Annotated in this window: 25 protein-coding genes; 16 read left to right on the top strand and 9 right to left on the bottom strand. The window is 70.3% G+C overall.

All coding sequences use genetic code 11. The annotated features are described in order from the left end of the window. Positions 1–3: 3 nt before the first annotated feature. Genes ABD882_RS01485 through paaZ form a run of 3 tightly spaced genes read left to right on the top strand, consistent with a single transcriptional unit; the run spans position 4 to position 3,664 of the window. The gene (locus ABD882_RS01485) at positions 4–744 is read left to right on the top strand and encodes an enoyl-CoA hydratase/isomerase family protein (protein WP_345183616.1); all 741 of its coding nucleotides are present in this window, start codon (positions 4–6) and stop codon (positions 742–744) included. Continuing rightward, complete coding sequence (locus tag ABD882_RS01480) at positions 741–1,610, top strand: 3-hydroxyacyl-CoA dehydrogenase family protein (protein WP_345183614.1); 870 nt, start codon at positions 741–743, stop codon at positions 1,608–1,610. Before ABD882_RS01485 ends, ABD882_RS01480 begins: the two co-directional genes overlap by 4 nt. Further along, positions 1,610–3,664 carry a phenylacetic acid degradation bifunctional protein PaaZ gene (gene paaZ, locus ABD882_RS01475; protein WP_345183943.1) on the top strand — a complete coding sequence of 685 codons (2,055 nt, stop codon included), beginning with the start codon at positions 1,610–1,612 and terminating at the stop codon, positions 3,662–3,664. Before ABD882_RS01480 ends, paaZ begins: the two co-directional genes overlap by 1 nt. Positions 3,665–3,881: 217 nt before the next feature. Here paaZ and paaK read toward each other — a convergent pair whose 3' ends face one another. Together paaK and paaI are read right to left on the bottom strand one after the other, a co-directional pair. After that, positions 3,882–5,183, bottom strand: coding sequence for a phenylacetate--CoA ligase PaaK (gene paaK / locus ABD882_RS01470; RefSeq protein ID WP_345183612.1), 1,302 nt, complete (start codon positions 5,181–5,183; stop codon positions 3,882–3,884). Continuing rightward, positions 5,180–5,650: a hydroxyphenylacetyl-CoA thioesterase PaaI gene (gene paaI, locus ABD882_RS01465; protein ID WP_345183610.1), complete on the bottom strand. Its 471-nt coding sequence runs from the start codon at positions 5,648–5,650 to the stop codon at positions 5,180–5,182. Before paaI ends, paaK begins: the two co-directional genes overlap by 4 nt. Before the next feature lie 94 nt (positions 5,651–5,744). Between paaI and paaA the strand changes: the two genes are divergently transcribed. From paaA to ABD882_RS01405, 12 genes are all read left to right on the top strand, one after another. Continuing rightward, the gene (paaA, locus tag ABD882_RS01460) at positions 5,745–6,731 is read left to right on the top strand and encodes a 1,2-phenylacetyl-CoA epoxidase subunit PaaA (protein WP_345183608.1); all 987 of its coding nucleotides are present in this window, start codon (positions 5,745–5,747) and stop codon (positions 6,729–6,731) included. Then, positions 6,731–7,036, top strand: coding sequence for a 1,2-phenylacetyl-CoA epoxidase subunit PaaB (paaB, locus tag ABD882_RS01455; protein ID WP_345183606.1), 306 nt, complete (start codon positions 6,731–6,733; stop codon positions 7,034–7,036). Before paaA ends, paaB begins: the two co-directional genes overlap by 1 nt. Beyond that, positions 7,033–7,881: a 1,2-phenylacetyl-CoA epoxidase subunit PaaC gene (gene paaC, locus ABD882_RS01450; RefSeq protein ID WP_345183604.1), complete on the top strand. Its 849-nt coding sequence runs from the start codon at positions 7,033–7,035 to the stop codon at positions 7,879–7,881. Before paaB ends, paaC begins: the two co-directional genes overlap by 4 nt. Further along, a complete protein-coding gene (gene paaD / locus ABD882_RS01445; RefSeq protein ID WP_345183601.1) occupies positions 7,875–8,360 on the top strand; it encodes a 1,2-phenylacetyl-CoA epoxidase subunit PaaD in 486 nt (161 codons plus the stop codon). Before paaC ends, paaD begins: the two co-directional genes overlap by 7 nt. Next, on the top strand, positions 8,360–9,607 hold the full coding sequence (paaE, locus tag ABD882_RS01440; RefSeq protein ID WP_345183599.1) for a 1,2-phenylacetyl-CoA epoxidase subunit PaaE: 1,248 nt from the start codon (positions 8,360–8,362) through the stop codon (positions 9,605–9,607). The genes paaD and paaE overlap by 1 nt, the downstream gene beginning before the upstream one ends. A 21-nt stretch (positions 9,608–9,628) precedes the next feature. Continuing rightward, the gene (locus ABD882_RS01435; protein WP_345183597.1) at positions 9,629–10,399 is read left to right on the top strand and encodes an enoyl-CoA hydratase/isomerase family protein; all 771 of its coding nucleotides are present in this window, start codon (positions 9,629–9,631) and stop codon (positions 10,397–10,399) included. Between the two features lie 144 nt (positions 10,400–10,543). Next, complete coding sequence (locus ABD882_RS01430; protein WP_345183595.1) at positions 10,544–12,088, top strand: HNH endonuclease signature motif containing protein; 1,545 nt, start codon at positions 10,544–10,546, stop codon at positions 12,086–12,088. A gap of 144 nt (positions 12,089–12,232) precedes the next feature. Next, positions 12,233–13,015, top strand: a complete 783-nt coding sequence (locus ABD882_RS01425; RefSeq protein WP_345183941.1) for a sulfite exporter TauE/SafE family protein — start codon at positions 12,233–12,235, stop codon at positions 13,013–13,015. A gap of 49 nt (positions 13,016–13,064) precedes the next feature. Beyond that, positions 13,065–13,568, top strand: coding sequence for an FAS1-like dehydratase domain-containing protein (locus tag ABD882_RS01420; RefSeq protein WP_345183593.1), 504 nt, complete (start codon positions 13,065–13,067; stop codon positions 13,566–13,568). Then, complete coding sequence (locus ABD882_RS01415; RefSeq protein ID WP_345183591.1) at positions 13,565–13,966, top strand: MaoC/PaaZ C-terminal domain-containing protein; 402 nt, start codon at positions 13,565–13,567, stop codon at positions 13,964–13,966. Before ABD882_RS01420 ends, ABD882_RS01415 begins: the two co-directional genes overlap by 4 nt. 1 nt (position 13,967) lies before the next feature. Further along, positions 13,968–15,101 (top strand): UDP-N-acetylmuramate dehydrogenase, encoded by a 1,134-nt coding sequence (locus tag ABD882_RS01410; protein ID WP_345183589.1) that lies wholly within the window; start codon positions 13,968–13,970, stop codon positions 15,099–15,101. A 57-nt stretch (positions 15,102–15,158) separates the two neighbouring features. Further along, complete coding sequence (locus tag ABD882_RS01405) at positions 15,159–15,557, top strand: VOC family protein (protein WP_345183587.1); 399 nt, start codon at positions 15,159–15,161, stop codon at positions 15,555–15,557. Positions 15,558–15,573: 16 nt separating this feature from the next. Here ABD882_RS01405 and ABD882_RS01400 read toward each other — a convergent pair whose 3' ends face one another. Beyond that, the gene (locus tag ABD882_RS01400) at positions 15,574–16,794 is read right to left on the bottom strand and encodes a pyridoxal phosphate-dependent aminotransferase (protein WP_345183585.1); all 1,221 of its coding nucleotides are present in this window, start codon (positions 16,792–16,794) and stop codon (positions 15,574–15,576) included. 232 nt (positions 16,795–17,026) lie between these two features. After that, positions 17,027–18,295 (bottom strand): kynureninase, encoded by a 1,269-nt coding sequence (kynU, locus tag ABD882_RS01395; RefSeq protein WP_345183583.1) that lies wholly within the window; start codon positions 18,293–18,295, stop codon positions 17,027–17,029. Between the two features lie 161 nt (positions 18,296–18,456). Between kynU and ABD882_RS01390 the strand changes: the two genes are divergently transcribed. Next, positions 18,457–18,930, top strand: coding sequence for an Lrp/AsnC family transcriptional regulator (locus tag ABD882_RS01390; protein ID WP_345183581.1), 474 nt, complete (start codon positions 18,457–18,459; stop codon positions 18,928–18,930). A 7-nt stretch (positions 18,931–18,937) separates the two neighbouring features. Here the strand turns inward: ABD882_RS01390 and ABD882_RS01385 are convergent, their stop codons facing one another. The 5 genes from ABD882_RS01385 to ABD882_RS01365 form a co-directional block, all read right to left on the bottom strand. After that, entirely contained in the window at positions 18,938–19,660 is a 723-nt protein-coding gene (locus ABD882_RS01385) for a methyltransferase family protein (protein ID WP_345183579.1), read from the bottom strand. Positions 19,661–19,683: 23 nt separating this feature from the next. Then, positions 19,684–21,249: an HD domain-containing phosphohydrolase gene (locus tag ABD882_RS01380; RefSeq protein ID WP_345183577.1), complete on the bottom strand. Its 1,566-nt coding sequence runs from the start codon at positions 21,247–21,249 to the stop codon at positions 19,684–19,686. Positions 21,250–21,290: 41 nt separating this feature from the next. Continuing rightward, on the bottom strand, positions 21,291–22,040 hold the full coding sequence (locus tag ABD882_RS01375; protein ID WP_345183575.1) for a hypothetical protein: 750 nt from the start codon (positions 22,038–22,040) through the stop codon (positions 21,291–21,293). A gap of 75 nt (positions 22,041–22,115) precedes the next feature. Then, the gene (rraA, locus tag ABD882_RS01370) at positions 22,116–22,580 is read right to left on the bottom strand and encodes a ribonuclease E activity regulator RraA (protein ID WP_345183573.1); all 465 of its coding nucleotides are present in this window, start codon (positions 22,578–22,580) and stop codon (positions 22,116–22,118) included. A 170-nt stretch (positions 22,581–22,750) separates the two neighbouring features. Next, positions 22,751–24,346, bottom strand: coding sequence for an isocitrate lyase (locus tag ABD882_RS01365; RefSeq protein ID WP_345183571.1), 1,596 nt, complete (start codon positions 24,344–24,346; stop codon positions 22,751–22,753). Positions 24,347–24,364: the final 18 nt, after the last annotated feature.

Here is a 24,364-nt window from a genome sequence, read left to right as displayed (position 1 = left end):
ACCATGGCTGAGATCCTCCGCATCGAGCGCACCGACGCGCACGTCACCGCGACGCTCGATCGTCCCGACGTGCGCAACGCGATCGATCAGGCGATGATCGACGCCCTGCACGCGCTGTGCGCCGAGCTGGAGACGGATCCGCGGATCCTGATCCTCACGGGCGCCGGCGGGATCTTCGCGTCCGGCGCCGACATCGCCCAGCTCCGCGACCGACGCGCCCAGGACGCGCGGGCGGGCATCAACACGACCGCGTTCCGGCGCATCCGACAGCTGCCGATGCCGGTGATCGCCGCGGTCGACGGGTACGCCCTCGGCGGCGGCGCCGAGCTCGCCTACGCCGCCGACATCCGCATCGGCACCCCGTCCACGCGCATCGGCAACCCGGAGACCGGGCTCGGCATCATCGCCGCCGCCGGGGCGACCTGGCGGCTGCCGCAGATCGTGGGGGAGGCCCGCGCGGCCGAACTCCTGCTCACCGGGCGCACGCTCACCGCCGATGAGGCGCTGTCCTGGGGGCTGCTGTCATCGCTGCACGAGTCCGAGGATCTGCTCGCGGCCGCGCACGCCGTCGCCGACCGGATCGCCGCGAACGATCCGCGCGCCACCCGGCACACCAAGACCGCGCTGCTCGCGGGCCCCGACCGGCACCCCGAGATCGAGCTCGAGCTGCAGGCCGAGCTGTTCGAGAGTCCCGAGAAGCACCGGCGGATGACCGCCTTCCTGGAACGGAGAAACCGACGATGAGCGCCGTGGACCCCCTGACACCGGAGCGCGTCGGCGTGCTCGGCGGCGGACGCATGGGCGCGGGGATCGCGCACGCGTTCCTGCTCGCCGGATCCCACGTCGTCGTCGTCGAACGCGACGAGCCTGCGGCGCTCGCCGCGAGGGACCGGATCCGGGAGAGCCTGGGCCGATCGGTCGAGCGCGGCAGCACCGACCGTCCCCTTCCGGAGCTCCTCGCCGCCCTCGAGACGGGCACGGATGCGGGCCTCTTCGCCGATCGGGACCTCGTCGTCGAGGCCGTCCCCGAGGAGCGCGGGCTCAAGACCGAGAGCCTGCGCCGCATCGAGGCCGCCGTGTCCGTGACCGCGGCGATCGGCTCCAACACCTCCTCGATCTCGATCGACGACCTCGCCTCGTCCCTGGAGCACCCGGAACGCTTCCTCGGCCTGCACTTCTTCAACCCCGTCCCGGCGTCGTCCCTGGTCGAGGTCGTCGTCGGGGCCTCGACCAACCAGGAGCTCGTCGCCGATGCGCGCGGCTGGGTCGCCGCGCTCGGCAAGACCGCGGTCGTCGTCGCAGACGCGCCAGGGTTCGCGTCCAGCCGGCTCGGCGTTGCGCTCGCGCTCGAGGCGATCCGGATGCTCGAGGAGGGCGTCGCGACGGCCGCCGACATCGACGCCGCCATGGAACTCGGCTACCGGCATCCGGCGGGCCCGCTGCGCACGACCGACATCGTCGGGCTGGACGTGCGGCTCGGCATCGCCGAGGAGCTGCACGCCAAGCTCGGGGAGCGGTTCGCGCCCCCGCAGCTGCTGCGCGACCTCGTCGCGGACGGACACCTGGGCCGCAAGACCGGCCGCGGATTCTACGAATGGAGCGAAGGATGATGACCGAACTGCTGCCCAGCTATCTGCAGGGGGCGTGGTGGACGTCCGCCTCCGAGGGGGGCGTGGTCGTCCGCGATGCGTCCACCGGTACCGAGATCGTCCGCGTCGACTCCACGGGGATCGACCTCGGCGGCGCCGTCGAGTACGCCCGCACGGTCGGGCAGCGCAGCCTCGGCGCCCTCACCTTCCACCAGCGCGCGATGCTGCTCAAGCAGATGGCGACCGTGCTGAACGAGCACCGGGACGAGCTGTACGAGCTCTCGAAGTCCTCCGGATCGACCGTGCGCGACTCGCTGTCCGACGTCGACGGCGGCATCGGGGTGCTGTTCACGTACTCCTCCAAGGGCCGCCGTGAGCTGCCCAACGCGCAGGTGCTGCTGGACGGGCCGGTCGAGCCGCTGTCGAAGGACGGATCCTTTCTCGGCCGGCACATCTACACCCGCCTTCCGGGCGTCGCGGTGCAGATCAACGCCTTCAACTTCCCGATGTGGGGTGCGCTGGAGAAGTTCGCGCCGGCGTTCCTCGCGGGGGTCCCGTCGATCGTGAAGCCCGCGACGCCGACCGGCTACGTCGCCGAGGCCTGGGTGCGGATCCTTGTCGACTCCGGGCTGCTGCCGGACGGATCCCTGCAGCTGGTGAGCGGATCCCTGCCGGGGATCTTCGACCTCCTCCGTCTCGGCGATCTCGTCGCGTTCACCGGCAGCGCCTCGACCGCGGCCGGCCTGCGGGCGCAGACGGCGGACGGGGTGCGGTTCACGAGCGAGACCGACTCGATCAACGCCTCCGTGCTCGGCCCCGACGCGACGCCGGAGACGCCCGAGTTCGACGCCTACGTCAAGCAGCTCATGGTCGAGCTCACCACGAAGGCGGGGCAGAAGTGCACGGCGATCCGGCGGGCGATCGTGCCCGTCGGGCTCGTGGATCCGCTCGTCGCGGCGCTGCAGGCGAAGATCGCCGAGCGTGTCGTGATCGGGGATCCGCGCGCCGAGGGCGTCACGATGGGCCCGCTGGTCTCGACCGATCAGCGCGACGAAGTGCTGCGTCAGGTCGCGGCGTTGCGGGCCGGCGGTGGGGAGCTGCTGATGGGATCCGTGGACGCGCCGGATGTGGTGCGCGCGGACGGCAGCACGGGCGCCGCCCCCGACGGCGCGTTCATCGCGCCGATGCTCGTCGGGTTCGCCGACACGACCGCTCCGGCGGTGCACGAGGTCGAGGCGTTCGGCCCCGTGTCCAGCGTGCTGGGCTATCGGACGATCGAGGAGGCCGCGGAGCTCGTCGGCCGTGGCGGGGGATCCCTCGTCACCAGCGTCGCCACGAGGGATCCGGAAGTGGCGACCGAGCTGCTGACGCGCATCGCCGCGTACAACGGACGGGTGCTGTTCCTGAACCGGGACGACGCGCGCACTTCGACCGGGCACGGCTCGCCCATGCCGCACCTCGTGCACGGCGGGCCGGGTCGCGCGGGCGGGGGCGAGGAGCTCGGCGGGATGCGCGCGGTCCGGCATTTCATGCAACGCACCGCGATCCAGGGCACCCCGGAGATCCTCACCGCGATCACCGGCGTCTGGCACACCGGCGCGGGCACCGATCGCGCGGTGCATCCGTTCCGCAAGTCGCTGGCCGAGCTGCACCTCGGCGACCAGGTCGAATCCGGGTTGCGCGAGCTGTCGCTCGACGACATCGAGGCGTTCGCGCACTCGACGGGGGACACCTTCTACGCGCACATGGACGAGGCCGCGGCGGAGGCCAACCCGTTCTTCGGCGGACGCGTCGCGCACGGCTACCTGCTGGTGTCGTGGGCGGCGGGCCTGTTCGTGTCGCCCGAACCCGGGCCGGTGCTGGCGAACTACGGCCTGGAGAACCTGCGCTTCGTGACCCCGGTCAAGCCCGGCGACGCGATCCGCGTGACCCTCACGGCGAAGCAGATCACCCCGCGCGAGACCGACGAGTACGGCGAAGTGCGCTGGGATGCGGTGATCCACAACCAGCGCGACGAGATCGTCGCCACCTACGACGTGCTGACGCTCGTGGAGAAGGAACTCGCCCCGGTCTGACCCCGTCCCGGGGCGGCCTTACCTGCGCCGGGCTCGACGTCGCCGGGATGAAAAACGTCGCTGCGGTCCTGGCGAGAGCGGCGTTTTCCATCCCCCGCGCCGGGCTCGACGTCGGAGGGATGAAAAGCGCTGCGGCGTGGCCGGCCAAGGAGGCGTTTTCCATCCCTGCTCGTGACCTCGCGCCACCGAGGGCGCCAGAACGGGCGCGCGAGCGCGGTCAGCGCAGGTCGTAGAGGCGCTTGTACTTGCCCTCGCTGCGGGGGAGGGACCCCGGCTCCTCGACCTGCACGTCGACCGAGGTCCCGATCGACGTCTTGATGCGGAGCTTCAGCACCTCGGCGGCGGCCGCGCAGGTCTCGGCGTCGATGTCCGGGTGCCGCTCGATCCTGACCTTGAGCGAGTCGAGATGGCCCTGACGGGTGAGCTCCAGGATGAAATGCGGGGTGAGCGTCTCGATGCCGAGTGCGATCTCCTCGATCTGTGTGGGGAACAGGTTCACTCCACGCAGGATGATCATGTCGTCGTCGCGGCCGGTGATCTTCTCCATCCGGCGCATCGCCGGGAAGGCGGATCCGGGCAGCAGCCGGGTGAGGTCGCGTGTGCGGTACCGGATCACCGGGAAGGCCTGCTTCGTGAGCGAGGTGAACACCAGCTCGCCGGGCTCGCCGTCGGCGACGGGCTCGCCGGTCTCGGGGTCGATGATCTCGGGCAGGAAGTGGTCCTCCCAGATGTGCGGGCCGTCCTTCGTGAGCGCGCTCTCCATCGCGACGCCGGGGCCCATCACCTCGCTGAGCCCGTAGATGTCGACCGCGTCGATGTTCAGGCGCTGCTCGATCTGATGGCGCATCTCGTTCGTCCACGGTTCTGCGCCGAGGATCCCGACCTTCAGCGATGTGGAGCGCGGATCGATCCCTGCCGCCTCCATCGCGTCGGCGATCGTGAGCAGGTACGTCGGCGTGCACATGATCGCGTCGGGCTCGAAGTCGGTGATGAGCTGCACCTGCTTGGCGGTCTGCCCGCCCGACATCGGGATCACGGTCGCGCCGAGCCGCTCGATGCCGGCGTGCGCACCGAGGCCTCCGGTGAACAGGCCGTAGCCGTAGGCGTTGTGCACCTTCCAGCCGGGCTGCACGCCCGCGGCGCGCAGCGACCTCGCGACGAGGTCCGCCCAGTTGTCCAGATCATCCTGCGTGTAGCCGACCACGGTCGGCCGACCCGTCGTGCCGGAGGAGGCATGGATCCGGCGCACGTCCGACATCGGCACCGCGAACATGCCGAACGGGTAATACTCGCGCAGATCGCTCTTCGTCGTGAAGGGCAGGCGTGCGACGTCGGCGAGCGTGCGGATGTCATCGGGATGGATCCCCGCGCGCTGGAACGCGAGCCGGTAGAACGGCACGTTCTCGTAGGCGTGATGCACCGACCACCGCAGCCGTTCGAGCTGCAGCGCCTGCAGCTCATCAGGCGTCAGGGCGGTGGCATCTCTGTCCCGAGCGGCGTCGAGGACGCTGTCGGTCATGAGGTCTCCTCACTCGATGCCTGAGGTGCGTCGACGACGGGACGGTTGGTGGTGATCGAGCGGCCGCGGAACTCGGCGACGATGTCACCGGTCTCGTCCGTCACGGTGATGTCGTAGAGGCCGGTGCGCCCGTTGCGCGCCCGGCGTGTCCCCGTCGCGGTGAGGGTCTGGCCCGCTCTCGTGGACTTCAGGAACGTGATGTCGGCGCCGCCGGCCACGGTGACCCGCTCGTCCTCGTTGCAGGCGATCGCGAACGCGGTGTCGGCGAGGGCGAACACGAGGCCGCCGTGCGTGATGTCGAAGCCGTTCGTCATGTCCTCGCGGACGGTCATCGACACGACGGCGCGGCCGGGCTCGTCGACTTCGACGCGCATGCCGAGAGCGGCCGAGGCGCGATCCCGGCGCATCATCGGCCGCATCGATCCGATCCCCGTGGAATCCGTGCGGTCCAGGCTCGTTTCCGTCATCGGCTCTCCTTCGAACTCGGTGGTTCTTCTGCGAACGATACGAGTGTGCCATAATAACTGGACGAACGGTAGGTAATTCTAGGAGGAGTCGAGGATGACCACCCCACAGGTTTCCCTGATGATCGACGGCGACGCGCAGTCGGTGTTCGACGAGCTCATCGCGAACGAGCAGCGCATCGAGCCGCGCGACTGGATGCCCGAGGCGTATCGCAAGACGCTGATCCGGCAGATCGCCCAGCACGGGCACTCCGAGATCATCGGCATGCAGCCGGAGGGCAACTGGATCAGCCGTGCGCCGAGCCTGAAGCGCAAGGCGATCCTGATGGCGAAGGTGCAGGACGAGGCGGGGCACGGCCTCTACCTCTACTCCGCCGCGCAGACCCTCGGCATCACGCGCGACGAGATGATGCAGCAGCTCATCGACGGCAAGGCGAAGTACTCGTCGATCTTCAACTACCCCACGCCCACCTGGGCGGACATGGGGGCGATCGGCTGGCTCGTCGACGGTGCCGCGATCTGCAACCAGGTGCCGCTGTGCCGCGCCTCCTACGGTCCGTACGGCCGCGCGATGGTGCGCATCTGCAAAGAGGAGTCGTTCCACCAGCGTCAGGGCTTCGAGATCCTGCTCACGCTCATGCAGGGATCCGAGGCGCAGCGCGAGATGGCGCAGGACGCCGTGAACCGGTGGTACTGGCCGGCGCTGGCGATGTTCGGCCCGCCGGATGACCAGTCGCCGAACTCGGCGCAGTCGATGCAGTGGAAGATCAAGCGCTTCTCGAACGACGACCTGCGTCAGCGCTTCGTCGGCATGCTGGTGCCGCAGGCCGAGATCCTCGGCGTGACGCTGCCGGATCCGAAGCTGCGCTTCGACGAGGAGACCGGGCTGTACGAGATGGGTGAGATCGACTGGGACGAGTTCTTCGAGGTCGTCCGCGGCAACGGGCCGTGCAACGCGGAGCGGCTGCAGCGCCGCCGCGACGCGCACGAGGAGGGCGCCTGGGTGCGCGAGGCCGCCGCCGAGTATGCCCGCAAGCGGGCCCTTCGACAGGCTCAGGGACCAGCGGAAGGGAAGGCCGCGTGATGACGACGCCCGGAGCCTCGCCCGAGGAGAGCTGGCCCATGTTCGAGGTGTTCGTGCGCGCGAATCGCGGACTGAGCCACGTGCACGTCGGATCCCTGCACGCTCCCGACGCCGAGATGGCGATCCGCAACGCCCGCGACCTGTACACCCGGCGCAACGAAGGCACCTCGATCTGGGTGGTCGAGGCCGACGCGATCACCACCAGCGACCCCGATGACAAGGGCGCGTTCTTCGAGAGCCCGGCCGGCAAGAACTACCGCCACGCCGTGTACTACACGGCGTCCGAGGGGGTGCCGCACCTGTGAGCGCCCACGACCTCGACCCGCACGGCGACGTCTCCGTGGAGGAGCTCGCCCTCTCTGCGGAACTCTCCGGATCGGGGGAGCGGGCGGCCTCCGCCGACATCGCCGAGTACGCATTGTGGCTCGGTGACGACGCGCTGATCCTCTCCCAGCAGCTCGGCGAGTGGATCACCCGCGCGCCCGAGCTGGAGGAGGACATCGCGCTTGGCAACATCGCGCTGGACCTGCTCGGGCATGCGCGGTCCTTCCTGCGCTATGCCGGCAGCTGGGACGGGCGCAGCGAGGACGACCTCGCGTATTTCCGCGATGAGGCCGGGTTCCGCAGCAGCTGGCTCGTGGAGCAGCCGAATGGCGACTTCGCGCAGACCATCGCGCGTCAGTTCCTCGTCAGCACCTACATGCTCGAGCTGTATTCCGCGCTGCGGGGCAGCACCGACGCGACGTTCGCCGCGATCGCCGAGAAGGCGGTCAAGGAGGTCGACTACCACCGCGACCACGCCGTGCAGTGGGTGCTGCGTCTGGCCGGCGGCACCGACGAATCCCGGACGCGGATCATCCGCGCGTTCGGCGACGTCTGGCCGTACTCGGCCGAGCTCTTCCGGGACGACGATCTGATCGACCGCCTCGGCGGCGCGGCTGTGCGGCCCTCCTCCCTGCGGGACGGCTTCGACGCCGTCGTGGACGCGGTGTTCGCCGAGGCCGAGCTGGACGAGCTGCTCGCGTCCCTGCGACTGTCCCAGAGCGTCTCCGCCGGCGGCGGCAGGCACGGATCCCACGCCACCGGGCTCGGCCACATCCTCTCCGAGATGCAGGTGCTCGCCCGCCGCCACCCGGGGGAGACATGGTGACGCTGCGCGAGCGCGCTTGGGAGGCGGCCGCCGCGGTGAAAGATCCGGAGGTTCCCGTGCTCACGATCGAGGACCTCGGAGTGCTGCGCGACGTCGCGGTCGACGGAGACCGGATCCGGGTGGACATCACCCCGACGTACAGCGGCTGCCCGGCGATGGACGCGATCCGCGACGACGTCCTGCTCGCGCTCACCCGTGTCGGGTTCGAGGACGTGGAGGTGCGGCTCGTGCTCGCGCCCGCCTGGACCACGGACTGGATGAGCGAGGACGGCAAGCGCAAGCTCACCGAGTACGGCATCGCGCCGCCGACCGGAAAGGCTAGACACGGCGGACCGGTGCGGATCGCGCTCGGTGTGCGCTGCCCCCGCTGCGGGTCGCTGGACACCCGGGAGATCTCGCGCTTCGGCTCGACCTCGTGCAAGGCGCTCTACGAGTGCCGCGCCTGCCTCGAGCCCTTCGACCACTTCAAGGTGATCTGATGGCGCTCTGGCACCTGAGCGCTCCGCAGCAGGCGCAGGCCGGCACCGAGGACGAGTCCGAGCGGATCGCCGGAGCGCTCCTGAACAGCGTCGTCGGCGGCCCCTCCACGAATCCCGGATCGGTGGGCGTCGAACCCGCCCGTCGGCGGGCCCGGTTCCACACCCTCGCCGTCCAGGAGGTGCGCCCGCTCACGCACGACGCGATCGAGGTCACCTTCGCGGTGCCCGACGAGCTCACCGGGGAGTTCGACTACCTCGCCGGCCAGCACGTGGCGCTGCGGGCCGAGATCGACGGGCGCGAGGTGCGCCGCTCCTATTCGCTGTGCCGCCCGCCCGCGCTGGATCCGTCGACCGGCTCCGGCTCCATCAGCGTCGCGATCAAACGCGATCACGGCGGCCGGTTCTCCACCTGGGCGCAGCAGGAGCTGCGGCCCGGCGGGATGATCGACGTGATGAGCCCGCAGGGCGGGTTCACCTCGACCCTCGCCGCCCTCGACGGAGCGCATGTGGCCGGCATCGCCGCCGGAAGCGGGATCACCCCGCTCATGGCGCTCGCGGCGACCGTTCTCGCCCGATCCGAGACGAGCGCCTTCACGCTGGTCTACACGAACCGTTCGACCATGGACGTGATGTTCCTGGACGAGATCGCCGACCTCAAGGACCGCTATCCCGCCCGGTTCGCCGTGCACCACGTGCTCACCCGCGAGCAGCGCTCTGCACCGCTGCTCTCCGGGCGGATCGACGAGGAGCGGCTGCGCGGGATCCTGGACGGACTCGTGCTGCCGGGCACCGTGGACGAATGGTTCCTCTGCGGGCCCTTCGATCTCGTGCAGCTGTGCCGCGACACCCTCGCCGACATCGGCGTGGAACCCGCGCACATCCGCTACGAGCTGTTCACCACGGGCGAGCCGGGCCAGGAGCGGCCCGATGAGGGACGCCCCGTCGTGGTCCGCGAGGACGAGCCCGTGCGCACGATCGAGTTCACGCTCGACGGCCAGTCCGGCACGGTGCAGAGCCCGGTGTCGGCGAACGAGTCGATCCTGAACGCAGCGCTGCGCGTGCGACCCGACGTGCCGTTCGCCTGCGCGGGCGGCGTGTGCGGCACCTGCCGGGCGCGCCTGGTCGACGGATCCGTCACGATGACGGAGAACTACGCGCTCGAGAAGGACGAGCTCGAACGCGGCTACGTGCTCACCTGCCAGTCCCACCCCACCTCGGACCGGGTCGTCGTCGACTACGACGTCTGAGCCTCGCTTAGGGAGAGATCCATGATCGACCTCGACATCGACGGCGCGGTCGCGCACGTCGTGCTGAACAACCCCGCCAAGCTCAACGCGCTCGACGAGCAGGCCGTGCGCGACCTCGGCGACGCGTATGCCGAGGCGGCGCGGGCGGGCGTGCGCGCCCTGGTGCTGCGCGGCGAGGGGCGCGCGTTCTGCGCGGGCCGCGACATCGCCGGCGTCGACCCTCGCGATGACGACGTGATGGGCTATCTGGACGGGCTCGTCACCCCGGTGCTGCAGCGGATGTCGGCGTTCCCCGCGCCGACGTTCGCGGCCGCGCAGGGTGCCTGCCTGGGCGTGGGCCTCGGGCTGCTCATCGCGACCGACGTCGTCTACCTGGCCGACACCGCGAAGATCGGATCCCCGTTCGCGGCCCTCGGCGCCACCCTCGACTCCGGCGGGCACGCGCTGTTCGTGGAGCGGCTCGGCGCGCACCGCACCCTGGACCTCATCTACACCGGACGGCTGATGAGCGGATCCGAGGCCGTCGCCGCCGGACTGTTCTCGCAGGTCCTGCCCGCCGGCGAGCTGCTCGACACGACCCTGGCCGCCGCCGAGCGTGCGGCGGCCGGAGCGACGGCGGCGTTCGTCGCGAGCAAGCGGCTCGTCGCGGCCCTCCGCGACCAGCGCCTGGGCCTGTGGGATTCGATGCGGCAGGAGAACGCGGCGCAGGCCGCGCTGTGCGACACCGACGACTACCGCGAGGGCTTCGCCGCCTTCCAGGAGAAGCGCCCGCCGCAGTTCGAGGGCCGCTGAGGGTCGCCGGTCCCTGAGCCCGTCGGTCGGCCGGGTGTCTGAGCCTCGGTCGGCCCGGTCCCTGAGCTTGTCGAAGGGCTCTTCGGCGTGGCCGTGTTGGTTCCCCACAGGGACGACTTCGCATGAGTTCTACACAGTTCGGTTATGTATCGGGATCTGGGGTTTGAATGTCGGTGGCCCCTATTTGGATGGGGGTATGACATCGACCGCGACGAACACCCTGCAGCAGTTGGAGCAGCTGCTCGAGGGTGTCTGCGCGTCGGCGGAGATGGGCCGCCAGTTCGAGGGGGCTACGGCTCCGGAACTGGTGCAGTTGCTGCAGGTGTTGGGGGTGGTGCAACGCCGGTTGGACGCGGTGATCACCACCGTGACCGGGCAGGTGCAGGATCGGGATTGTCGGCTGTCCGCGGAACGGGTGTCGTCGGCGGCGGGGTGTCGGGATGTGACCGAACTGCTGCGGCGGACGTTGCGGGTGGACACGGGCACCGCCTGCCGCTACGTGACCGCCGCGGACGCTGTGTACCAGGGCAGGGCTCGCAGTTGTCCACGGGGGATTTACTGCCCGCTCGGTACCCGGCGCTCGGTGACGCGTTGCGGGACGGGGTGGTATCCGTGGCCGGGCTGCTGGCCGCGACCGGCCCAGTGCAGCGGGCCGGGAACCGGATCAGCACTGCTGAACGCGACGCGGTGGATCAGCTCCTGGCGGACACCGCCCGCGGGTTGGACCTGCGTGATGAGCACGGGCGCCCGGGCCCCGCCCCCACCACCGATGAGCTCGCCGACTATGCGCGGGCGTTGATGCTCGCGGTAGACCCCGACGGTGCCGAACCGGAGGATTCCCGCGCGAACCGGAACCGGGGGCTCACTTTGGGCCGCGCCCGGGATGGTTTGGTCCCGATCCGGGGCGGGTTGCTCCCGGAGGTCGCGGGACAACTGCAGCGCCTCCTGGACGCGCTCCTCAACCCCCGCATCGACGAACCGGCCGGCCCCGACAGCGGTGATGTCACCTTCATCCCTGCCGACGACCCGGACGGCTCAGCGGATCCGTCGGTTCCGGAGGGTTTGCCGGATCCGGAGGATCTGCGGACCCCGGCGCAACGGCGCCATGACGCGTTCGCGGCGATCCTGACCACCGCCGCTGCCACCGGCGGGTTTCCCACCCTGGGGGGTGCGGCCCCGACCCTGGTCGTGTCCGTCACCGCCGCCGACTACGCAGCGGGGACCGGGCGTGCGTTCGTGGAAGGCACCGGCTGGGATGTCCCGATCACCGTGGCCCGGCACACGGCGTGTGCGGGCGGGATCCAGCGGGTCCTGTTCGACGAACACGGACAGATCGTCTCCATCGGCACCACCGGACGGATCTTCAACGCCGCCCAACGCCGCGCGATCACGCTCCGGGATCGGGAATGCGTGATCCCCGGCTGCCACATCCCCGCAACCTGGTGCGAAATCCACCACGTCCACGAATGGGCCCAGGGCGGCCCCACCCACACCAGCAACGGCGTCACCCTCTGCTGGAATCATCACCGCACCCTGGACACGTCCGGCTGGCAGATCCGCATGCACCACGGGGTCCCCGAGATCCGCGGACCCCACTGGTGGGATCCCTACCGCACCTGGCGCAAACCCCGAACCCGCCACCGCACCAGAACCGCCTTAGCCGGCGCACTCCCAGCACCGGACGGCTGACGAGAAAGAGCATCCGCGTCGTCACGAGGCTGAGCGCTGGGTGGCCAGACGGGTCATCGTGGCAGAGGTGACTAGGCTGGTCTGGCTGCGCTTCCAAGGCGCGAGCGGGCGGGAGCAGCAGTGGGCGAGGGCGTCGTCGAACGGATGCGGGGGCCGCGTGCCTACGCGGCATTCATCGGGATCGGCCTCGCCGCGGGACTGCTGTCCGGCTTGTTCGGCGTGGGCGGCGGCACCGTCATCGTGCCCCTCCTCGTGCTGCTGCTGCGATTCGATCAGCGGCTCGGCGCCGGGACCTCCCTCGCCGCCATCGTCCCCACCGCGACCGTCGGGGTGATCTCCTACGCCGCGCACGACGCGGTCGCGTGGATCCCCGCGCTGATCCTGGCACTCGGATCCGTCTTCGGAGCCCAGATCGGCACCCGCCTGCTGCCGCGGATCTCGCAGACCGCGCTGCGCTGGGGCTTCGTCGCCTTCCTGGTCGTCGTGATCGTGAGCCTGTTCCTGGTCATCCCCTCCCGTGGTGCCGGACTCGAACTGACCTGGGTCACGGCGCCGCTGCTGCTGGTGGTCGGCCTGTTCACCGGGATCCTCGCCGGCCTCATCGGCGTCGGCGGCGGGATCGTCGTGGTGCCGGTGCTCATGCTCGGCTTCGGGACGAGCGATCTCATCGCCAAGGGCACCTCGCTGCTGATGATGATCCCGACCGCGATCTCCGGCACGTTCGGCAACCTGCGGCACCACAACGTCGATCTGCTGGCCGCAGCCCTGATCGGGGTCTCGGCCTGCACCACGACGGCGCTCGGCGCGTGGCTGGCGACGCTGATCGACCCGCGCTTCGGCAACATCCTGTTCGCGATCTATCTCGTCGTGATCGCGGTGCAGATGTCGATGAAGGCGATCCGCGGTCGCAGGATCCGGCGCGCCTGACGGTCAGGGCCGCGATGGCTCGCTTCAGGCGGATCGGTAGGATCGGAGCGTGCCCGTGAATCCTGAACTGGTCGGCCGCGCGTTCGCGCCGACCGCTGCCTACCTCGTCGGCCGTGAGAAAGTGCGCGAGTTCTCGCGCGCCGTCTTCGCCGACGCCCCGCAGCACACCGATGTCGCCGCCGCACAGGCGCTCGGCTTCGCCGACCTCGTCGCGCCGCCGACGTTCGCGATGGTCATCCAGGACCTCACCCTGCAGCAGCTGCTCGGGCTGGACGACTCCGGCATCGTGCTGTCGCGCACGATCCACGCCGAGCAGCGCTTCGCCTACACGCGCCCGATCGTGGCGGGGGACGAGCTCGTCGCCCGGCTCAGCGTGACCGGGATCCGCGCGATGGGGCCGGCCGCGATGATCACGAGCGAGGCCGAGATCCGCGACGCGGCGGGGGAGCACGTGGTCACCGCGACCTCTGTGCTGCTCGTCAGCGACGCACCCGCCGACGACGCCGAGCCCGACAACGCAGAGTCCGACAACGCCGAGGAGGCCGCCGCGTGAACGTCGGAGACATCATCGCCGAGCGCACCGTGCACCTCACGCGCGAGTCGCTGGTCCGCTACGCCGGGGCGTCCGGCGACTTCAACCCGATCCACTACCGTGACGACGTCGCCGCCGAGGTGGGCCTGCCCGGCGTGCTCGCGCACGGCATGCTCACGATGGGCCTCGCCTCGTCGGTCGCCGTCGCAGCCCTGCCCGGCACCGCTCGGATCCTCGACTACGGCGTGCGCTTCGCCCGCCCGGTGGTGGTCGACCCGCAGAGCGGCGCCGACGTCGCGATCACCGCGAAGGTCGGCGCGGTCGACGAGACCGCCGTGCGTATCGACCTCCTCGTGAAGTACGCCGAAACCACCGTGCTCGTCAAGGCCCAGCTGCGCGTCGCGGCGGACTCGCTCTGACATGCCGGAGATCGCACCGATCCGGCTGGCCGAGCTGACCACGCTGCAGACCGGCGCCGCCCCCGCGCGAATGATCGACGCGGAGACGCAGGAGGAGCTCGTCGCGGCTCTGCACGAGGTGTGGTCCACCGGCGATGAGTGGTTCGTGCTGGGCGGCGGATCCAATCTGTTCGCAGGGGACGTGCCGTTCGACGGCACCGTGATCCGGATCCGCACGACCGGCATCGAAGAGCTCGCGTCACCGCATCCGGGCCGGATCCGCCTGCGCGCGCAGGCCGGGCACGACTGGGACGCCCTGGTCGCGTATGCGGTCGAGCGCGGCTATGCCGGAATCGAGGCGATGTCCGGCATCCCCGGAACGGTGGGCGCCGCTCCGGTGCAGAACGTAGGCGCGTACGGGCAGGAGATCCAGGAGACGCTCGTCGAGGTCGAGCTGATCGATGAGCACGGCGACGTCGTCACGATCCCGGCCGCCGAGCTCGGGCTCGGATTCCGTACCTCCGTGCTCAAGCACCACTACGGATCGGTCCCGGAGCGCCGGGCCGTGATCCTCTCCGTCACCCTCGACCTCGTCGTCACGGGCGAGGAGGGGCGCGTGGTGCGCGGCGAACAGCTGCGCCGAGCACTGCAGCTCACGACCCACGAGCCCGTGCCGCTGGCGTGGCTGCGGCAGCGGATCCTGGAGACCAGGGCCGCCAAGGGCATGCTGTTCGACGCCGCGGACCCCGACACGCACGGTGCCGGATCGTTCTTCCAGAACGCGATCATCTCCGAGGCGGCGGCCCGGACGCTGCCACAGGAGTGCCCGCGCTGGCCGGTGACTCCCGATCTCGACACGGTCACCGTGATCCCGCTCGAGTCGTACTACGGCCTGTCGCCGAAGCCGCCTGCTCCTCCGAGCGACGTGAAGGTGAGCGCCGCCTGGCTGATCGAGCACGCCGGCATCCGCAAGGGCTTCAAGCTGCCGCGGTCGCGCGCCGGAGTCTCGACCAAGCACGCGCTCGCCCTCACCAACCGCGGCGGCGCCACGGCGGGGGAGATCGCGGAGCTGGCCCGGTTCATCCAGAGCAGAGTGCATTCCGAGTTCGGCCTGCTGCTGCAGCCCGAGCCCGTGCTCGTCGACGTCGAGCTCTAGCGCGCGGAGGGTCGGCGCGCTGGAGCGTCGTCCCACGGCGCGCGTAGGGTGGCACGCATGACCGGACTCGTGCCCTACATCCTGTTCCCCGGCACGGCGGCCGATGCGCTGCCGTTCTACCAGGCGATCTTCGGCGGTGAGCTGACGATGCACACCTACGCCGACTTCGGGCGTGCGGACGGCCCGGGCGACGCGATCGCGCACGGCATGCTCGGCGGCGGCCCCGTCGCGCTGGCCGCGGCCGATGCCGCACCCGATGAGGACGCCGTGCACATGAACGGCATGTTCTTCTCGCTGCTCGGCACCGCGGATCCGGCAACGCTCACGCGCTGGTTCGCCGAGCTCGGCGACGGCGGCCGGGTGATCGATGCCCTGCAGGAACGGCCTTGGGGCGCCCACGACGGCACGCTCGTGGATCGCTTCGGCGTGCGCTGGCTCGTGGGCTACGAGGACTGAGCGGGCCCCGCCGCGGTCAGGACGCGAACAGGCGCTGCAAGCGCTGCACGCCCTCGAGCAGATGGTCGTCGCCCAGAGCGTAGGACATACGGATGTAGCCGGACGGGCCGAACGCCTCGCCTGGAACCACGGCCACCTCGGCCTGATCGAGGATGAGGTCGGCGAGCTCGAGCGAGGTCGTCGGGGTCACGCCGCCCCAGGTGCGGCCCAGCAGCCCGTGCACGTCGGGGTAGACGTAGAACGCGCCGGTCGGGTTCGGCACCACGAGGCCGTCGATCTTCGACAGCTCGGAGACGATCAGCCGGCGACGGCGGTCGAACGCCTCGCGGAACTGCTCGGCCTCGGTCTGCGGACCGTTCAGGGCGGCGACCGCGGCACGCTGCGCGACGTTGTTGACGTTGCTCGTGAGGTGCGACTGCAGGTTTCCGGCGATCTTGATGGCGTCGGCCGGGCCCACCATCCAGCCCACGCGCCAGCCGGTCATCGCGTAGGTCTTCGCGACGCCGTTGACGAGGATGGTCTGGCCGGCGACCTCGGGCAGCGCCTCGACGATCGACGTCGCCGTGACGCGGGTGTCCGAGTCTGCCGGAGCGTAGGTGAGGTTCTGGTAGATCTCGTCCGAGATGATCCAGATGCCGTGTTCGAGCGCCCACTCGGCGATGGCCTTCGTCTCCTCGGCGGAGTAGACGGATCCCGTCGGGTTCGACGGCGAGACGAACACCAGCACCGTGGTCCGGTCGGTGCGTGCGGCCTCGAGCTGGGCGACCGTGACCTTGTACTCCTGGTCGGCGCCGGCGAACACCTCGACCGGGGTGCCGTCGGCAAGACGGATCGCCTCGGGGTAGGTGGTCCAGTACGGCGCGGGCAACAGCACTTCGTCGCCCGGGTTCACGACCGCCTGGAAGGCCTGGTAGACCGACTGCTTGCCGCCGTTGGTGACGATGACCTGACTGGGGGAGACCTCCAGGCCGGAGTCGCGCAGCGTCTTCGCGGCGATCGCCTCACGCAGTTCCGGCAGGCCCGCGGCGGGCGTGTACCGGTAGTTGGCCGGGTTCGCGAGGGCCTCGGCCGCCGCGTCCACGATGAACTGCGGAGTGGCGAAATCGGGCTCGCCTGCGGCGTACGAGACGACGGGCTTGCCCTCGGCCTTGAGGGCTTTGGCCTTGGCGTCCACCTTGAGCGTGGCGGACTCGGCGATGGCGGAGAGCTTGCGGGAGAGAGGCGCGCGTTCGGTCACGTTCCCAGCGTACTCGGGAGCCCGGCGCGGGAAATGGCCGTGACGTACAAGATCAGCGCAGGGTTGTCCGCGGCGGCGAACTCACGACTCGATCCGCCGTCACCGGCGTTCGATGCGCACGAGATCCGCGAGATCGGAAAACACTCTGGGGTCGCGGGACACAGCGTCATGCCGTGGGCGAGCGGGGATGACGCTCAGGGTCGTGCCATGGGAGCCTACGGCCCCCCGGGGCTCAGGTGACGGCGTCGCGCTCCTGGAACTCCGGTGCGCGCCAGAGCTCGTCGTCGAGCACCCGGCGCAGCGTCTCGACCGCGTCCCACACGTCGGCCCAGCCCAGGTACATCGGGGTGATCCCGAACCGCAGCACCTCGGGCTCGCGGTAGTCGCCGATCACGCCGTGGGCGATGAGCGCCTTCATCACGGCGTAGCCCTCCGGGTGCCGGAAGGACACGTGGCTGCCGCGCTGCGCCTCATCCCGCGGGGTGATCAGGGTGAGCGGGTGGCGCGCGAGCCGGGTCTCCACCAGCCGAATGAACAGGGTGGTCAGCGCCAGCGACTTGCGGCGCAGCGCCTCCTGGTCGGCCTCGAGATGCATGTCGAGCCCGACCTCCATCGTCGCGAGCGACAGGATCGGCTGCGTGCCGACGAGGAACCGCCGCCCGCCCCGTGCGGGGGCGTACGAGTCGGCCATGGCGAACGGACGATCGTGTCCCCACCAGCCGGTCAGCGGCGTCTCGACCCGGTCGAGGTGACGCTGGGCCACCCAGAAGAACGCCGGGGAGCCTGGGCCGCCGTTGAGGTACTTGTAGGTGCAGCCGACCGCGAAATCGGCGCCCGCGTCATCGACGTGCACGGGGACAGCCCCGACCGAGTGGCAGAGATCCCAGACGACGAGAGCGCCGGCGGCGTGGATCCGGTCCGTGACCTCCGCCATGTCCCAGAGATGGCCGCTGCGGTAGTTCACCTGGGTGAGCAGCACGACCGCGACATCCTCGTCGAGAGCGCCGTCGAGGTCGTCCGGCGCGTCGATCAGGCGCAGCGTGTAGCCGCGGTCGAGCAGCGCGATCAGGCCCTCGACGATGTACAGGTCGGTGGGGAAGTTCTCCCGCTCCGACACGATCACCCGGCGTTCCGGCGCATCCTGTTGCTGCAGCCGGATCGCGGCGAAGACCGCCTTGAAGACGTTCACCGACGTGGTGTCGGTCGCGACGCATTCGCCGGCGCCGCCGCCGATGAGCCGGCCGATCTTCGCGCCGATCCGCACCGGCAGATCGAACCAGTGGTGCTTGTTCCAGCTCCCGATGAGATCGGCCCCCCACTCTTCGGTCACGACGAAGGCCGCGCGCTGCACGGCGTCGCGGGGGAGCGCGCCGAGCGAATTGCCATCCAGGTACACGATGCCGTCCGGGAGGGCGAAGCGCTCGCGGAGACCGGCGAGCGGGTCGTTCCGGTCGGCCTCTTCGCATTGTGCGCGGGTCGTCGGGGCTGCGGCATCCGTCATCGCGGTGTTCTCCTTCGGCGTGGGACCGGCGGTGTCGGCCGGGGTGCGGGAATCCAGAACAATGATGACGAATCATCGAACAATCGCCTAGGATCTCGTCAGATATCCGAGATCACGCACAAAAGGCGGCGCCGGATCGGATCGATGTCGCGCGAGGAGACATGATGGCGAACGGGATCCGGCTCACGCCGACGGATCGGCGCATCCTCGATGAGCTCGCCCGTGACGGCCGGCTGTCGAACAAGGAGCTCGCGGCCCGGGTCGAACTTCCCCGTTCGACCTGCCACGGGCGGGTGCGCGCGCTCGAGGATGCCGGCGTGATCCGCGGCTACCACGCGGAACTGGATCCGGTCGCGGCGGGGGCCGCGGTCGAGGCGCTCATCATGGTCGCGGTGAAGGACGATGCCCGCGATCTCGTCCCCGGCATCACGGCGCGACTGCGGGGAACTCCGGGGGTGCAGCGGGTCTACCTGATCGGCGGCGTGCACGACCTCGTGATCCACGTCGCCTGCGAGAGCGTGCCGGCGCTGCGCGACTTCCTGCGCACCCACCTGGGATCCGACCCCGCACTCGGGCAGACGCAGACCCAGCTCATCTTCGAGCAGCACGGCGGAGCCGCCGTCATCCCGGCGTGAGTGCGCCTCATCGCGACGGTCGAAGTCCCGGCACGATCGCCGGAGTGCGCCGCGCGTAGCGGCGGTAGGGCTCGCCCAGCTCCGCCCGCAGATCGCGCTCCTCGAAGCGGATCCCGATCGCGATGTACGCGCTGAGCGCCCCCGCGAACAGCGCATGCCCCCACGTCATCGTCGGTACGACCCAGAACGCCACGAGCAGCCCCAGCATCAGCGGGTGCCGGACCACCGCGTACAGCCACCGGGCCTGGAACACCGCCTCGCGGCGACGATCCGTGACCGCCTGGCGCAGCCCCACGAAGTCGAGATGGTCGATCATGAACGTCGAGCCGATCGCGATCAGCCAGCCGGCCGCGAATCCGGCCCAGAGCACCGTGCGCCAGGGCTCGGCGCGCACCGCCCAGATCACGACGGGGATCGGACGCCACAGCCAGAGCACGAGGACCAGCAGGACGCTTGCCGTCAGCACGTACGTGGCCCGTTCGATCCGCGCAGGGATCGCCCGTACGAGCCATCGCTTCACGCGCGGCCGGGCGAACACCGAGTGGTGCACCGCGAACACGGCCAGCAGCAGCAGATCGATCCCGGCGGCGACGGCAGGCGCGGCGGACGCGCCGCGATCGACGGTGGTGACGGGGCCGACGTCGGCGAGGAACGCGATGGCCCACACGATCACCGCGAGGAAGCAGAGATAGGCGACGGCGGCGTAGGCCGTGGCGAGTGCGCGTCTCATGGTCGTCCTCGAATCCGCCGACGTCACGCGGTGCGGCCGACGAAGCCGTGGTCGATCGCGAACAGGCTCGCCCCCACGCGGTTCACGACGCCGATCTTGATGTAGGTGTGCTCGACGTGGTTGCGCACGGTCTTCTCGCTGAGCGACAGCGCCGCCGCGATCTCGCGGTTGCTCCGGCCCTGCGCCACGAGGGTCAGGATCTCGGCCTCGCGCGGGGTGAGCCCCGCGGGAAGGATCGAGCGCGGGATCCGGGCGCGGGCCGCCGCGTCCGTCGTGGCTTCGATCGCGGCGACCGCTTCGCCGTCGAGGTGCCCGGCGGCCACCCGCCGGTGCAGCCGCGCGATCGCCTCGTCCGGGTCGAATGCCGCACGATAGGGGCGCGGCTCCCGTGCGGCCTGATAGGCGACGGCAGCGGCGAGCAGACGGTCGGATCGGCCGAGGCTCGTGCCCGGAGCCCCCGCCGGGTAGCCGCTGCCGTCCACGTGCTCGTGATGCACGCGCACCAGCGCCGCCTCCGTCGCGAGCCCCGGAATGCGCGAAAGCACCCGTCCGCCCAGATACGGATGCATGCGCACCCGCTCCCAGTCGTCGTCGTCGAGTTCCCCGGTCTTCGACCAGACCAGATTCGACACGCCCAGCCGGCCGATGTCGTGCAGATGGGCGGCCCGTCGCAGCGCCGTCACGCCGTCGGCCGGAACCCCGACGGCCAAGGCGGCTGCGCCCACGATGTCCGCCACGCCGCGGGAGTGGCCGAGCAGGAACGGGCACTTCAGATCGGCGAAGTCGCCGATGGCGGCGACGGCGTCGTCCAGCGCCTCACCCTGCAGCACCTCGTCCCGATCCGGAGCGCAGTCCAGGGCGGCCGCCCACGCGGCCGACCCGTGCGGGATGTCCAGCAGTGCGGCCCCGTCGGCCACGAACGCATCGACGATCACGGGGTCGAACTGGCCCCCGCGCCGCGCACCGGCCATCTGGATCGCGGCGTCCGTGCCGCCGAGCCGATCGTGCACTTCGGCGGTGTCGGCGAGCTGCGCGATCCGCATCGCGATCGGGATCGCGTCTCCCGCGAGTCCCCGCGGCAGCCCGCGTCCGTCGTATCGTTCGAAGGCCGCCGGCACGGCCTCGCAGGCCGCCCGCGACAGCCCCAGCCGTTCGGCCAGCAGGGCCGCGGACAGGCAGTGCGAGTGCATCAGCGCGCCCAGGTTGCCGCGGGAGTCCCGCAGCAGCGCGGCCAGGGTCGTCGCGCGCTCGGTGAGAGGGCGGCCCTGAGCGACGTGCTGCACGAGGAAGCGCAGGAACGGCAGCCCGGACCAGTCCACGAGGTAGGAGGCGCTGCGCACGGCGATGTCGTCACCGAACCAGCGCGCGTACTCCTGCGAATCCGCGGTGCAGCCGATCCACATGAGCAGGGTCGTCTGATACGCGGCACCGCGCTGCTCATCCGAGAGTCCGAGCCGTGCGGCGAGCCGGTCGGCGAGGATCGCGGCGCGCATCATGTGCTCTGCGGGCTGGCCGAGGCCGAGATCGATGGCGACGGAGACCGCCGCGAGCATCTCGCCCCGGGTCGGAGCACCGGTTGTCGCGCCCACGTGTCCATTGTCGGCGATGCGCTCCTGCAGGGCCAGAGGCATCACGGCCGCGGATCTGAAGCGAGATCGCCGACGGGAGCGTGCCGGGCCGGATCGAACGTGCTGAAGCGTGCATCGCCCACGTAGAAGAGGCCGCGCTGGGGCATCCAGAAGCTGCCGAGCCTGGTCTGCCGGTCCAGGCCCCCGATCGGTCCGAGATCGGTTCCGCGGAGGGCGGCGCTGCTGCCGGAGATGCGCCAGACCCGCGTGGGGACGACAAGGAAGCGCTGCCGGTTGGGCGCTACGCCGACCATCCGCATCCGGCCGATGCGCAGCATCGGCCGCGACATCGGCCCCATCGCGGCGAGCAACGGCACGCTGCGTCGGGCGGCCGAGGGCAGGGCGGTGCCGAGCGCCGACATCGCCTGCGTCGCCGGCGTCGCCTGCATCGCGATCGCCCAGGTCAGCACACCGGGGATCCGCACCTCCAGCCGTGCGGCATCGCGCCATCGCAGGTCGATCGCGGCCACGCGCTCGTAACTCGCTTCGGAGCTGAAGTAGCGCGGGCAGCTGTGCGCCGGATCCGTCGTCGTGAACATGTGCCAGCTGCCCGCGGGCGTGCGGTGCCAGACGGCGCGGTAGCCCGGGCCGATGCTCGTGGCGGTCATCACGCGCAAGGCCAGATAGTCGCCGCCGCGGAAGGCGAGGCCGAGCACGCCGAACCCGGTGAACCGCTCGTCATCGCCCTCGGGCAGTCGGGGCCGGTCGGTCACGTCCACCGCCGCCGCTTCGGGTGTGGATGTCGTCGTCATGGACCCACCCTGCCGCGCGGCGCCGGTCATCGCATGAGGCATCCGCCTCATCTCGGCGCCGGCGCGGGATCCGCGTCAGCGTTCGACGAGCACGCCGTCCTCATCGGCGTATAGCAGCGCGCCGGGGCAGAACTCCACATCGCCGAAGCGCAGCATGACGTCGACCTGACCGGCGCCGGTCTTGGCGCTCTTGCGCGGGTTGGTCCCGAGCGCCTTGACGCCGAGCGGCAGCCGGCCGATCGCCGCGCTGTCCCGGATGGCGCCGTGGACGACGGCACCCGCCCAGCCGTTCTTCACCGCGCTCGCCGCGATCAGGTCGCCCATGAGCGCGGAGCCGAGGGATCCGGATCCGTCGATCACCAGCACAGCCCCGTCACCCGGAGTCGCGAGCAGATCCTTGACGAGCTGGTTGTCTTGGAAGCAGCGCACGGTGCGGATCGCACCCTCGAACGAGACGCGCCCGCCGAAGTCACGCAGCTGCAGCGCGAGCGACTGCAGGGCGTCGCCGTGCTCGTCGTACAGGTCTGCGGTGGAGGTCATGGGGAGTCCTTTCGGTCTGATCGCCGCGTTTCGTCTCGCTCCTCCTTCGTCGGTGCTCGCTCAACGACCCCAGGACGGGAAGCCCCTCGGGGTCGTTGAGCGAGGACGGAGCGCCAGCGACGACCGAGACGAAACGCGGTTCCCTTGCGGATCGCCGCGTTTCGTCTCGCTCAGCTGAACTGGTTCATCGTGTTGTGCTGACCGCCGGCCTTCAGAGCGGCGTCGCCGGCGAAGTACTCCTTGTGGTTGTCGCCGAGGTCGGAGCCGGCCATGTTCTGGTGCTTGACCGTTGCGATCCCGCCGCGGATCTCGCGGCGCTGCACGCCCCGGACGTAGGCGAGCATCCCCTCATCGCCGAAGTAGCCCTTCGCGAGGTCATCGGTCGACAGCGCTGCGGTGTGGTAGGTCGGCAGCGTGATGAGGTGGTGGAAGATCCCGGCGCGGGCGGATCCGTCGCGCTGGAAGGTGCGGATCTTCTCGTCGGCCAGCCGCGCCAGCTCCGTCTCGTCGTACTCGACGCTCATCAGGGCGCCGCGGTCGTACGCCGAGACATCTTCGCCCTGCTCGGCGAGGAGGTCGTAGGCCTGCTGGCGGAAGCTGAGCGTCCAGTTGAACGACGGGCTGTTGTTGTAGACGAGCTTCGCGTTCGGGATCTCGGCGCGGATCGCGTCGACCATGCCGGCGATCTGCTCCACGTGCGGCTTCTCCGTCTCGATCCACAGCAGATCGGCGCCGTTGCGGAGCGAGGTGATGCAGTCCAGCACGACGCGCGCCTCGCCGGTTCCGGGACGGAACTGGTACAGGTTGCTGGCCAGCCGCTTCGGTCGCAGCAGCGCGCCGTCGCGCTTGATGACCACGTCGCCGTTGCCGAGCTCGGCCTCCGAGATCTCCTCGACGTCGAGGAACGAGTTGTACTGGTCGCCGAGATCGCCGGGCTCGTGCGTGACAGCGAGCTTCTGCGTGAGTCCCGCGCCGAGCGAATCCGTTCGGGCGACGATGATGCCGTTCTCGATGCCGAGCTCGAGGAACGCGTAGCGGACCGCGTTGAGCTTCGCGATGAAGTCCTCGTGCGGCACGGTGACCTTGCCGTCCTGGTGGCCGCACTGCTTCTCGTCCGAGACCTGGTTCTCGATCTGGATCGCGCACGCGCCCGCCTCGATCATCTTCTTGGCGAGCAGGTAGGTCGCCTCGGGGTTGCCGAAGCCGGCGTCGATGTCGGCGATGATCGGGACGACGTGGGTCTCGTAGTCGTCGATCTGGGACTGGACGAACTCGGCCGCGGTCTCGTCGCCCGCCGCGCGCGCCGCGTCGAGCTGCGCGAAGAGCAGGTCCAGCTCCCGGGCGTCGGCCTGACGGAGGAACGTGTAGAGCTCTTCGATGAGCGCGGGAACAGCCGTCTTCTCGTGCATCGACTGGTCGGGGAGAGGCCCGAACTCGGAGCGGAGCGCGGCGACCATCCATCCCGACAGGTAGAGGTAGCGCTTGTTCGTGGTCTTCAGGTGCTTCTTGATCGAGATGAGCTTCTGCTGCCCGATGAAGCCGTGCCAGACCCCGAGCGACTGGGTGTACACCGACGAGTCCGCGTCGTACTCGGCCATGTCGCGACGCATGATGTCGGCCGTGTACTGCGCGATCTCGAGCCCGGTGCGGAACCGGTTCTGCGCGCGCATGCGGGCGGCGGCTTCGGGATCGATGGCGTTCCAGGGGGATCCCTGCGCGTCTTTGAGGGCCCGGATGGCGTCGATGTCGTCCTGGTAGCGGGTCATGTCATGTCCTTCGTGGTG

This window comes from Microbacterium panaciterrae (assembly GCF_039541635.1).
Classification (GTDB): Bacteria; Actinomycetota; Actinomycetes; order Actinomycetales; family Microbacteriaceae; genus Microbacterium; species Microbacterium panaciterrae.
The sequence above is the reverse complement of the archived record's forward strand: the minus strand, read 5'-3'. Positions and strand labels throughout refer to the sequence as shown.